Genomic DNA, 11371 nt, shown 5'->3' with positions numbered 1-11371 from the left:
CAGCGGCAGGACCCGACCGAGCACGCTCGGCAGCCCCGCCGTGGCGGCGAAGGCGGTGAGATCCCATCCCGACGCCACGGCGTCGCGCATCGCCTGCCAGCCCTCACCGTGCCGGTCGAGGTGGCGGTGCGTCAGCCTGACGTGGGTCCGGCCAGGAGACAGCTCGGTGAAGACGATCTCGACCTCGCTCGCACGGGCCGGGTCGGTCTCGAGCTGCCACTGCAGGTTGATGTCCCAGCTGAAGCACACCCGGGTCGGCGGCTCGTAGGCCAGCACCCGGGCCCAGCGGCACTCGCTGCCGTCGACCCCGCGGTCGACGACGTTGCCGCCGACGTAGGGCTCGAAGACCATCTCGGCCAGCGGGGCTTCGAGGATGTGGTGGTTCGTGTCCCACCACGACCCGATCCCGGTGGTGAACACGTCGAAGGCGTGCGCGACAGGTGCCTCGACGACGGCGTCGGTGGTGACCTCGGTCTTCTCGGTCTGGGTGGTCATGTGTCCTCCGGGTGCTGCTCGGCCGCGGCGCGGAACGAGGCGAGGGATCGGGTCCAGAACGCGTCGAAGTACGACCGGATGACGGCCAGCGCGTCCGGGTCGACGGCGTACACCCGGCGGGTGCCGACCGCGCGGTCCGTGACCAGGCCGACGGACTTGAGCACCTGCAGGTGCTGCGAGACCGCCGACCGGCTGATCGGCATGTCACTGGCCAGCTCGGTCACCGCGGCCGGGCCGTCGACGAGGCGTTCCACGATCGCGCGCCGGGTGGGCTCGGCGATCGCGTCGATCAAGGCTGATGCGTTAGTCATGACTAACGCAAGCTACGACTAACGCTTGCCGGTGTCAACCCCCCGGCAGCGCGCTGGTGCCGTTGCCCGAAAACGTTCTCGGTCCCATGGTGCAACGCCCGCATCTTCGTTACGTTGAACCCGCCGTCGACCCCCGATGATGGAGCTCCCCGTGTTGCGTCTGGACGATGAGTGGATCTGGGACAGCTGGATCGCCGACGACGGCGAGCTGTACCACCTGTACTTCCTCCAGGCGCCGCGCGCGCTGGAGGATCCCGACAAGCGCCATGCCGCGGCCCGCATCGGGCACGCCACCTCCACCGATCTGGTCGATTGGCACTACCGGGGCGAGACCCTGGGTCCGGACCCGGACGGCTGGGACGACCTCGCCCTGTGGACCGGGTCGGTCGTCCGCGGCGACGACGGCCCGTGGCGCATGTTCTACACCGCGATCAACACCCACCACGGCCACGTGCTGAAGGACCAGCGGATCGGCATGGTGGAGTCCGAGGACCTGCACACCTGGCGCCGGGTGACGAGGCGGCCGGTCGTCGAGGTCGACACCCGCTGGTACAAGGCGCTGGCCGAGGACCCGACCGCCAGCGAGACCTGGCGCGACCCTTTCGTCTTCGCCGACCCCGACGGCGACGGCTGGCGGATGCTCATCACCGCCCGGGCGAAGGACGCCGCGCCCAACGACGACGGCGTGCTGGCCGAGGCCCGCAGCGCCGACCTGCTGAAGTGGGAGGTCGGCCCGCCGGTGTGCGAACCGGGCCACGGCTTCGGCCAGCTCGAGGTGGCCCAGGTGCGGGTCGTCGACGGCACTCCGACACTCGTGTTCACCTGCCACCCGCAGGAGCAGACCATCGGGCGCATCGAACGCTCGGGCCGCTTCTGCACCTGGTCGGTCACCTCGGACTCGGTCACGGGCCCGTGGCCGATCGAGCGGGCCCAACCCTTCGTCGCCGAGCCGGCCCTGTTCGCCGCGCCGCTCGTCCAGGCGCGTGACGGCAGCTGGCAGCTCATCGGCTTCCGCAACCTCGAGCCGGAGGGCGTGTTCGCCTTCGACATCATCGACCCGGTTCCGGTCGAGCGGCACGACGGTGCGCTGCGGCGGGTCGCGCGATGACCGGCGCCGCCGCACCGTCCGAGCGCCCGTGGTGGCGCGATGCGGTGATGTACCAGGTCTACCTGCGCAGTTTCGCCGACGGCAACGGCGACGGCGTCGGCGACCTGCCCGGCCTGCGCGCGCGCCTGCCCTACCTGCGCGACCTCGGCGTGGACGGAATCTGGATCACGCCCTGGTACCCGTCGCCGATGAAGGACGGCGGCTACGACGTGGCCGACTACTGCGACATCGCGCCGCTGTTCGGCACGCTGGCCGATGCGAAGGCCGTGCTCGGCGAGGCCCGCGAGCTCGGGTTGCGGGTGATCGTCGACTTCGTCGCCAACCACACGTCCGACGAGCATCCGTGGTTCCGGGCGGCGCTGGCGGCCGCGCCCGGGTCGCCCGAGCGCGACCGGTACCACTTCCGCGACGGCACCGGCCCGGACGGCAGCGAGCCGCCGAACGACTGGATCAGCGCCTTCGGCGGGCGGGCGTGGAGCCGCATCACCGAGCCCGGCGGCGAGCCGGGCCAGTGGTACCTGCACCTGTTCGCCCCGGCGCAGCCCGACCTCAACTGGGACAGCGCCGCGGTCCGGGCGGACTTCGCGACGATCCTGCGGTTCTGGTTCGACCTCGGCCTGGACGGGCTGCGGCTCGACGCCGCGTCGGGCCTGGCCAAGGAGGGCGGCCTGCCCGATCACGGCTTCCTCGCCGAGGACCTGTTCCAGCCGGTGAACTGGGTCGGCAGCCCGTTGTGGGACGTCGAGGGCGTGCACGACATCCTGCGGGAGTGGCGCGCCATCGCCGACGGGTACCCCGGCGACCGCATGTTCGTCGGGGAGGTCGTCGTCAACGGGCCGGAGCGGCTGGCCCGCTACATGAGACCGGACGAGCTGCACACGACGTTCAACCTCGACTTCCTCAAGAGCCCCCTGGACGCGGACGACCTGCGGCGCACGATCAGCGCGACCCTCAGCGCGTTCGACCAGGTCGGCGCCCCGGCCACCTGGACGCTATCGAACCACGACGAGACGCGGCACGTCACGCGCTACGGCCGGGAGTACACCGGCGTGCCGCTGCCCCCGCCGTGGCCGTCCCCGCCGTCCGACCGCGAGCTCGGTGCCCGGCGGGCCCGCGCGATGCTGCTGGTGATGCTGGCGCTGCCCGGCTCGGTCTATCTCTACCAGGGCGAGGAGCTCGGCCTGTGGGAGGTCGAGGACCTGCCCGACAGCGTCATCCAGGACCCCGTGTGGGAGAGCTCGGGGCACACCATCCGCGGCCGCGACGGCTGCCGGGTGCCACTGCCCTGGGCCGCGACCGGACCCTCGTTGGGGTTCAGCCCCGGCGCGGTCGAGCCGTGGTTGCCGCAGCCGGCCGAATGGTCCGCGCACAGCGTGGAGTCCGAGGACGCCCGCCCCGGGTCGATGCTCGAGTTCTACCGCTCGGCGCTGCGCGTGCGGCGCGCGAGTCTCGCGCCGGGCGACCCGCTCGACTGGGTGGACCTCGGCGGCGGTGTGCTCGCGTTCGACCGGGGGCCGGTGCGGTGCGTGTTCAACCGCTCGACCGATGTGGTGCAAGCGGACGGGACGGTCCTGCTGGCCAGCGACGCGTCGGAGGAGCTGCTGGCGCCGGACACCGCGGCCTGGCTCCTACGCTGACGGAGCCGAGACCGAGGCGCCGATCCGGACCGGCATCGGGAGCTGCTCCTGCGTCGCGGCCAGCTCGCGGTCGAGCAGCAGCTCGGCGCCGCGCGCGCCGAGCTGCAGGTGCGGGATGGCGACGCTCGCCAGTTCCGGGCGGAGCCAGCCGGCCAGGTCGGAGCCGTCGAACGACACGACCGAGATGTCGTGCGGCACCGCGAGACCCGCGTCGGCGACGGCCTGATAGGCGCCCAGCGCGATGCGGTCGTTCAGGCAGATCAGCGCGCTCGGCCGCGCGCGCCGGCGCAGCAACCGACGCACGGTCACGTAGCCGCTGTCCGGCCACAAGAGCGCGTCGACCTGCTCGGCGAGCCGCGCGCCGGCCGCGTCGAGCGCCGCGGTGACCCCGGCCAGCCGCTGGCGCCCGGCGATCACGTCGGGCGGTGTCTCACCGACCAGCACGATGCGGTCGCGGTGCCCGGCGTCGAGGAGCAGCTGCGCGGCCGAGCGTCCGCCACCGATCTCGTCCGGGACCACCGAGCTCGGTCCCCGCCGGCGGCCGACGCAGTTGACGAGCACGACCCGGTGGCCGCGCAGGACGGCCGGCAGCTGCACCTGCTTGGTGTACATCGAGGCGTAGAGGAAGCCGTCGACGCCGCGGTCGAGCATGGACTGCACCAGCCGGCGTTCGACCTCCGGGTCACCGCCGCTCTCCCCCACCAGCATGAGGGTCTGCCCTTCCAGGGCGGCCGCGGTCGCGCCGCGGACGAGCGCGCCCGCATAGGGCTCGGTGGCGATCACGTCCGAGACAAACCCGATGGTGTGGGTCAGCTGCGTGCGCAGGCCGCGCGCGAGCAGGCTGGGCCGGTACCCGAGCTCGCGCGCCGCCGAGTGCACGCGCTGCGCCGCTTCGGCCGAGATCCGCATGTCGGTGCGCCCGGTCGTCACGTAGGACGCGGTCGTCCGGGACACCCCGGCACGATCCGCGACGTCGGCCAGGCGGACGCGGTCAGCGCACACCCGAACCCCCTCCCCGGAAACCGTTGACAACGGAGCCAGCGTAGCCGCATTCTCATTGCTGACTCGATTCAGCACTTCGATTATCGCGGAGGTCGCCGTGACATCGGTCCGACATTCAAGCACCGTGCGGTCGTCATGACTGCCGTCACCACGGTCACCATCATCACGGCGAAGCTCGGGCTCGGCCGCGAGGTCGAGCGGCAGCTGGCTGCCCTCGCCTCCCGCACCGACGGCGCCACCGGGCGCACGCGGTACCGCTCGGAGCGGGCACTGGAGAACCCCGACGTCTTCGTCCTCACCGAGCACTGGGACTCCACCGAGAGCGTCGACTCCCACGTCTCGGACCCCGAGCTCGGGTGGCTGCTGCAGACCGAACACCTGCACGCCGCACCCCCGCAGGTGCTCTACCTCGAGTCGCTGCCCCAGCACGCCTGACCGGGAGGCGTCACCCGTCCGCGCGGTCGGGTCCGACCCAGACCCCGCGACGCTGGAGGAGCTCGACCTGCTTGCGGGTCACCCGCTCCCGGTACTCGGCGTGCCCGTACGGCGCGCGGTCCAGGTAGAGGTTCTTCGGGTAGACGGGCTGCTCGTAGATGAGCTGGTACTGCTCGGTGGTCAGGTCCTTCATCCAGTTGTCCCACTGGGCGGTCGCGCGGAAATGCCGCAGACCCTCGACGTCGATCACGCCGGCGATCCAGGTCGAGGCGCCGCCGTGGGGCACCTCGGTCACCACCTGGCCGCGGTAGTCGACGATCTGCGACTGGCCGGAGAAGGTGTCGATGGGCACGGTCTCGTCGGCATCGAGGTAGTACGTGCCGAGATTCATGCCGATGACGTACATGTTGTTGGCCAGGGCGCGCGCCCGGTTCTGGACCGAGAACATGCCGCTCATGACCCCCGGGGCCGGGTACGGGCCGCGGTAGGCGATCTCGCACCCGTTCATCGCCAGCCCGCGTGCGTTCTCGGGGTAGGACGCCTCGTTCGCCATCATGATGCCGAGCCGCCCGATCGCGGTGTCGGCGACCGGGTAGAACGCGTCGAGTTCGCGGCCGTACAGCTCGATCCACCGGTCCCACACGTTGTGCGGGGTGACGGAGTGCTCGACCGGCAGCAGGGGCACCACCTTGTGGTGCTTGAGGATGACGGTGCCGTCCTCGGGTTCGATGACGAAACCGACGTTGAAGAAGCGGCCGGGGAACTCCGGATGGCGGGCCTTGGCCTGGGCGATGACGAACGCGTCGTACTCGCGCGCGAGCCGGCCGAGCTGGTCCGTCTCCGGCCCCGGGATGTCGATGGCGCACTCGCGCGCGTACTCCTCGTGATCTGCGTCCATGACCTCGTCGGTGAAGCCCTGCAGGCCGCCTTCGGGAACGCAGATCAACCGCACCGGCAGGTCCATGCCCGACAACCAGGATGCCGCCCGCATCAGATGGGTGATGTGGTCGAGGTTCCACTGGATGTCGGCGCGGCGACGTATGCCGCGCATCGTCTGGATGAGGCCGACGGCTTGATACGGCTCGATCATCGAGCCTGGATCTCGCGCAGGGCCCGGCGCACGAGCACACTGGCGAGGTGCCGGCGGTAGGCCGCTGACGCGTTGCGGTCGGCGGGCGGTTCGAGACCGATCGAGGCCGAAGCCGCCGCGTCGTCGACCGAGGCGCCGGCGGCCACGGCCTGCTCGGCCGCCACGGCCCGGACCGGGGTGGCGGCCATGTTGACGAGAGCGATGCCGCCGCCGGCCTGCGGACCGACCGCGGCCACCCCGACGATCGCCCAGTCCTGGGCGCGCAGGTTGAACTTCTGGAACGACCAGCCCGCGCCTTCCATCTTGGGCACCCGGATCTCGGTGAGCATCTCGTCGGGCTCGACCGCCGTCTCCAGGAAGCCGCGGAAGAAGTCGGCAGCGGCCACCTCGCGCGGGCCCGCCGGGCCGGTGACGACCAGGGTCGCGCCGAGGGCCAGGACGGCGGCGGGGAGGTCGGAGGCCGGGTCGCCGTGCACGAGGGAGCCGCCGATGGTTCCGCGATGGCGCACCTGCGGGTCCCCGACGGCGCCGGCCACGTGCGCGAGCAGCGGGACCTCGGCCCGGAGGAGGGCGGAGCGCTGCAGGTCGCAGTGCCGGGTCAGCGCGCCGACGGCGACCTGGTCACCCGCGTCCCGGATGTAGGACAGCTCCTCGATCCGGGCGACGTCGACGAGGACCGACGGCGAGGCGAGGCGCAGCTTCATGAGGGGCAGCAACGAGTGGCCACCGGCGATGATCTTCGCGTCCGGGCCGTGCTCGGCGAGCAGGGCGAGCGCTTCGGCGGTCGACGCCGCCCGCAGGTAGTCGAACGAGGCGGGGATCATCGCGCCACCGATGCCGCGGCCAGGACGGCCTGGACGATGTTGTGGTACCCGGTGCAGCGGCACAGATTGCCCTCGAGCCCCAGGCGCACACCGGCCTCGTCGAGTTCGGGGTTCTCGGCGATCAGCGAGACGGCAGCCATGACCATTCCCGGGGTGCAGAAGCCGCACTGCAGGCCGTGGTGCTCGCGGAACGCCTGCTGCACCGGGTGCAACGATCCGTCGCGGCCGGCGAGGCCTTCGATCGTCGTGATCGCGGCACCGTCGGCCTGGGCGGCGAGGATCGTGCAGGACTTCACGCTCTCGCCGTCCAGCAGCACGGTGCACGCGCCGCACGACGACGTGTCGCAGCCGACGTTGGTTCCGGTCAGACCCACGGTCTCGCGCAGGAAGTGGACGAGGAGCTGACGGGCCTCGACGTCGTGCTCCTCGACCCGGTCGTTCACGGTGATGCGGACTCTCATGCCGTGGCTCCCTCGATAGCGCTCCATACACGCTCGGGCGTGCACGGCATGTCGACATGGGTGACGCCGAGGTGGGAGAGCGCGTCGATCACGGCGTTCTGGATCGCCGGAGTGGACCCGATCGTGCCCGACTCGCCGATGCCCTTCGCCCCGAGCGGGTTGAGCGGGCTGTCGGTCTCGGTGTTCGACGCCTCGAAGCTCGGCAGCTCGCTCGCGGCCGGGACCGGGTAGTCGAGCAGCGTGGTGGTGAGCGGGTTGCCGTCGTCGTCGTACTGGACCCACTCGAACAGGGCCTGCGCCGCGCCCTGCGCGATCCCGCCGTGCTGCTGACCCCGGACGAGCAACGGGCTCAGGATCCGCCCGCAGTCGTCGACCGCGATGTGCCGTCGCATCGTCACCTTGCCGGTCTCGGTGTCGACCTCTACCACCGAGACGTGCGCGCCGAAGGGGAAGGTCGAGCCCGTCCCGTCGAAGTCGCCCTCGTGGCGCAGCGGTTCGGGTTCCAGGCCTTCGGGCAGCAGGCTGGCGTCGCGGGAGGCCACCGCGAGCTCCTGCCACGACACCGACTGCCCGGGCACCCCGGCGACGTGCAGGCCGCCCGCTCCGGTGACGATGTCCTGCGGGCTGGCCTCGAACTGGTGGGCGGCGATGCTGCGGGCTCGCTCGAGGACCACGGTCGACGCGGCGAAGACGGCGTTGCCGGCCGTCTGCAACGACCGGGAACCCATGGTTCCCGTACCCCGGGGTACGGCGGCGGTGTCGGAGTTGATCAGCCGGATGCGTTCCATCGGGATGCCGAGGACATCGCTGGCCACCATGGCGAACGCGGTGTGGTGACCCTGGCCGTGGGAGCTCGTGCCGACGGCCATCGACGCCGAGCCGTCGTCGTGGATCTCGACCGCGCCGTACTCGGTGTGCAGGCCGAGCGGGGCGGTGACCTCGACGTAGGTGGACACCCCGATGCCCAAGGCCACGGGTTCGCCGGCGGCCCGGCGGCGGGCCTGCTCGGCCCGGAGCTCCTCGTAGCCGGCGGCGGCCAGCGCGGCGTCGAGCGCCTTGGCGTAGTCGCCGGAGTCGTAGGCGCCGCCCGTCACCGTGGTCATCGGGAACGCGGCGGGATCGATGAAGTTCCGGCGCCGGATCTCGGCCGGGTCGAGGCCGAGCTGATCCGCGGCCACGTCCAGAACCCGCTCGATCAGTTGGGTGGCCTCGGGGCGGCCCGCGCCCCGGTACGCGCCGACGGGGGTCGTGTTGGTCACCACCGTCGTTCCCGAGAAGCGCACCTTCGCGATGTCGTAGACGCCGACCACCATCATCTGCGTGAGCATCGGCAGCACCGCGCCGAGCAGGGGGTACGCCCCGCACGACGCGACGACGGAGGCATCGAGGCCGACGATGCGGCCGTCGCGGGTCAGGCCCAGCTTGGCGGTCATCGTGTAGTCGCGGCCCTGCACGAGCGCGACCATGTCCTCCGAGCGGGTCGAGGCCCAGCGGACCGACCGGTCCAACTGCCGGGCCGCCGCCGCCGCGATCAGGTACTCGACGTACATGGCGGCCTTCGGGCCGAAGCCGCCGCCCACCCACGGGCAGACGACGCGGACGGCCGCGGGCTCGAGTCCCAGGACGGCGGCCAGGGCCGGCTGCACCGAGTGGGGCGCCTGGTGCGAGATCCAGCAGGTGATGCCGCCCGACGGCTCGCCCGGCACCATGAGGCAGCCGTTCGTCTCCATCGGCACGCCGGCGAGGCGCTGGCTCACCATGTCCACCTCGGCGACCACCTCGGCACCCTCGAGCGGATCCTCCTCGCTCCCGAAGGACGTCGCGAAGCAGACGTTGCTGCCGTTCTCGGGGAAGAGCAGCGGTGCCGCGGGATCCAACGCGGCCGCCTGCGTGACGACCGCCGGAAGCGGCTCGATGTCGACCACGACCGTCTCCGCGGCATCGACCGCCTGGGCACCGCTCTCGGCGACCACGGCCGCCACGATGTCGCCGACGAAGCGGACCCGGTCGCGCGCGAACACGGGCCGGTTCACCGCTTCCGAGAGCATCGGGAACGACTGGAACGGGGCCAGCCCCAGGTCGTCGCCGCCGGCGCAGTAGACCGCGACCACGCCGGGCATCGATCGCGCCGCTTCGACATCGACCGAGCGCAGCTCACCGTGCGCCACCGACGAGCGGACGAAGACGATCCGGGTGGCGCCGGGACAGTCGAGGTCGTCGACGTACTTCCCGCTGCCCGTGAGCAACGTCGGGTCCTCGAGGCGGAAGACCGAATTCCCCAGGATCGAACCGCTATCGCCCATGATGCCCTCCGAAGATGCGCCAACCCAGGGTGTGGCCCGTGGTGGGACGAAGCCAGAGACGAAGGACCTTGCGATGCCGCGCGGGGCGGAGCGAGCCGTGCTCCCGGCCGGTCTCACGCGGCTGTTCCCTTACTCCTCAACCAGGGTGGACGATCGCCCGGGACGGTGGGGGTGTCGATGGGGCACATTTGGGTCGCGGTCGTGGTCGCGGCCGGCACGGCGTTCGGCGCCGCCGCGTGCTCGCACTCGGCCAGCCGGACGGCGCCGTTGCCGGCGCCGACGGTGCGGGTCAGCGGCTCCCGCGTGTTGACCGGTGCCGAGCTCGCCTACGGGGCCGGTGTCGGGCCGATCCCCGGCGCGGTGTTCCGGCCCGGCGTGGTGGTCATCGGCGGTGGCGCGAACTCGGTGCGCGGCGCCGACAGCAGCGGCCTGGTGTGGACGATCGCCGGCAGCGCCCCCGGCGCGTCCCGGCTCGCGGTCGGCTCGATCATGGCGGCGACGTCGTTCGCCACCGGCCGGGTCGTCGCGCTGACGCGTGTCGGCGGTGACGACCGTGTCGTGCTGGCACCGGTCGCGCTGACCGACGTCTTCTCCGAACTCGACCTCGGCTCCGGCGCGCCGATCGCGTTGGACCACCCGCTCGCGTACGCCTACGCCGGTGCCCCGGCCGTGTCGGCGGCCCGGACGGATGACACCCGCGCCGGGCCGCCGCCCACCGCGGCCGGCGTCGCACCCACCGCGCCGCCGCTGCCCCGATTCGTCGATCTGCCGACACCGACCGGCCTCCCGCCGAGCGGCGCCGCGTCCGTCCCGCTCGCCGCCCCTACGCTCACGCCGACCCCGATCAAGGAGGGCGACTTCACCCTCACGCCCTACTGCTGCTCGCCGTCGGCCGGCGTGCGGATCGCCTACAGCAGCGCGGCCGGCCGCATGGTCGGCACGCTGGGCCTGTCGCTGTCGCGGCCGACGGTGGAGTTCCACCTCGCGATCCACGCGGGCGCGCTGGTCGATGCGACGTTCAAGCTGCACGGCGCCGGCGCGGTCTCGTTCTCCTTCGATGCCGCGACCACCGACGTCAGCGGCAACTTCAAGAGCCCCGTGCTGCGCGTGCCGGTGGCGCTGACCATCCCGCTCGCGGGCGTGCCGTTCACCGTCAAGCTCGAGCAGTCGCTCTACGCGAGCGTGCAGCTGGCCGGGCAGGCCGCGTTCTCCGCGTCCGGCAGCTACGGCATCACCGGCGACCTCGGCTTCGGGTTGCGCGGGGGCTCGTTCGGCGCCGACACCCCGACGTTCAGAACCACGACGAGCGCACTCAAGGACGCCCGCTCGCTGGCGGTCGGCATCAACGCGGCGACCCTCGGCTACGGGGCGCGACTCTCCGCGGGCATCGGCGTCCTCGGCTTCACCGGTGGGCCGTACGTCGACCTCGGTGCCTCGCTGGCGATCGCCAAGGACGGCAGCCCCACACCGACCTCGCTGACCGCGGGCTGCGTCACCGCCGCGGTCTACGTGCAGGGCAGCTACGGCGTCGGCTACACCGTCCCCGAGGTCGTCGCGTCGCTGGTCAACGCCTTCCTGAGCCTGTTCAACGCGCGGCCGATCGCGGCCAGCGGCGGGAAGAACTGGGGCCCGTACACGCTGTGGAACCCGCCGCGGGCGCAACTGTGCCTGCAGCGCAAGTGAGGACCGAGGCCCATGAGGAGCA

Annotated in this window: 10 protein-coding genes and 1 pseudogene; 4 read left to right on the top strand and 7 right to left on the bottom strand. The window is 72.1% G+C overall.

The genetic code is table 11. From position 1 onward, the window contains the following. Positions 1-57: 57 nt before the first annotated feature. Positions 58-495 (bottom strand): annotated as a pseudogene (locus VGN18_RS21080) (SRPBCC family protein); the annotation flags it as partial. Next, on the bottom strand, positions 492-806 hold the full coding sequence (locus tag VGN18_RS06445; RefSeq protein ID WP_327538832.1) for a metalloregulator ArsR/SmtB family transcription factor: 315 nt from the start codon (positions 804-806) through the stop codon (positions 492-494). The gene VGN18_RS06445 and the pseudogene VGN18_RS21080, both read right to left, overlap by 4 nt. A 151-nt stretch (positions 807-957) precedes the next feature. Between VGN18_RS06445 and VGN18_RS06440 the strand changes: the two genes are divergently transcribed. Both VGN18_RS06440 and VGN18_RS06435 read left to right on the top strand, forming a co-directional pair. After that, on the top strand, positions 958-1914 hold the full coding sequence (locus tag VGN18_RS06440) for a hypothetical protein (RefSeq protein WP_327538831.1): 957 nt from the start codon (positions 958-960) through the stop codon (positions 1912-1914). Next, positions 1911-3551 carry a glycoside hydrolase family 13 protein gene (locus tag VGN18_RS06435; protein ID WP_327538830.1) on the top strand — a complete coding sequence of 547 codons (1641 nt, stop codon included), beginning with the start codon at positions 1911-1913 and terminating at the stop codon, positions 3549-3551. Before VGN18_RS06440 ends, VGN18_RS06435 begins: the two co-directional genes overlap by 4 nt. On the opposite strand, the gene VGN18_RS06430 is transcribed toward VGN18_RS06435, so the two are convergent. Beyond that, a complete protein-coding gene (locus VGN18_RS06430) occupies positions 3543-4553 on the bottom strand; it encodes a LacI family DNA-binding transcriptional regulator (protein WP_327538829.1) in 1011 nt (336 codons plus the stop codon). The genes VGN18_RS06435 and VGN18_RS06430 overlap by 9 nt on opposite strands. 135 nt (positions 4554-4688) lie before the next feature. Between VGN18_RS06430 and VGN18_RS06425 the strand changes: the two genes are divergently transcribed. After that, entirely contained in the window at positions 4689-4988 is a 300-nt protein-coding gene (locus VGN18_RS06425) for a putative quinol monooxygenase (RefSeq protein WP_327538828.1), read from the top strand. Positions 4989-4998: 10 nt separating this feature from the next. On the opposite strand, the gene VGN18_RS06420 is transcribed toward VGN18_RS06425, so the two are convergent. The 4 genes from VGN18_RS06420 to VGN18_RS06405 are packed head-to-tail and all read right to left on the bottom strand — an operon-like array spanning position 4999 to position 9666. Further along, complete coding sequence (locus VGN18_RS06420) at positions 4999-6078, bottom strand: nitrilase-related carbon-nitrogen hydrolase (protein ID WP_327538827.1); 1080 nt, start codon at positions 6076-6078, stop codon at positions 4999-5001. Next, positions 6075-6902, bottom strand: a complete 828-nt coding sequence (locus VGN18_RS06415; protein ID WP_327538826.1) for a xanthine dehydrogenase family protein subunit M — start codon at positions 6900-6902, stop codon at positions 6075-6077. Before VGN18_RS06415 ends, VGN18_RS06420 begins: the two co-directional genes overlap by 4 nt. Beyond that, a complete protein-coding gene (locus tag VGN18_RS06410) occupies positions 6899-7363 on the bottom strand; it encodes a (2Fe-2S)-binding protein (protein WP_327538825.1) in 465 nt (154 codons plus the stop codon). The genes VGN18_RS06415 and VGN18_RS06410 overlap by 4 nt, the downstream gene beginning before the upstream one ends. Then, the gene (locus tag VGN18_RS06405; protein WP_327538824.1) at positions 7360-9666 is read right to left on the bottom strand and encodes a xanthine dehydrogenase family protein molybdopterin-binding subunit; all 2307 of its coding nucleotides are present in this window, start codon (positions 9664-9666) and stop codon (positions 7360-7362) included. Before VGN18_RS06405 ends, VGN18_RS06410 begins: the two co-directional genes overlap by 4 nt. A 177-nt stretch (positions 9667-9843) precedes the next feature. On the opposite strand from VGN18_RS06405, the gene VGN18_RS06400 reads away from it, so the two are divergent. After that, positions 9844-11349: a hypothetical protein gene (locus tag VGN18_RS06400; RefSeq protein WP_327538823.1), complete on the top strand. Its 1506-nt coding sequence runs from the start codon at positions 9844-9846 to the stop codon at positions 11347-11349. Positions 11350-11371: the final 22 nt, after the last annotated feature.

It is taken from the genome of Jatrophihabitans sp. (genome assembly GCF_036000465.1).
Classification (GTDB): domain Bacteria; phylum Actinomycetota; class Actinomycetes; order Mycobacteriales; family Jatrophihabitantaceae; genus Jatrophihabitans.
This window is presented reverse-complemented; position numbering and strand designations above follow the sequence as displayed.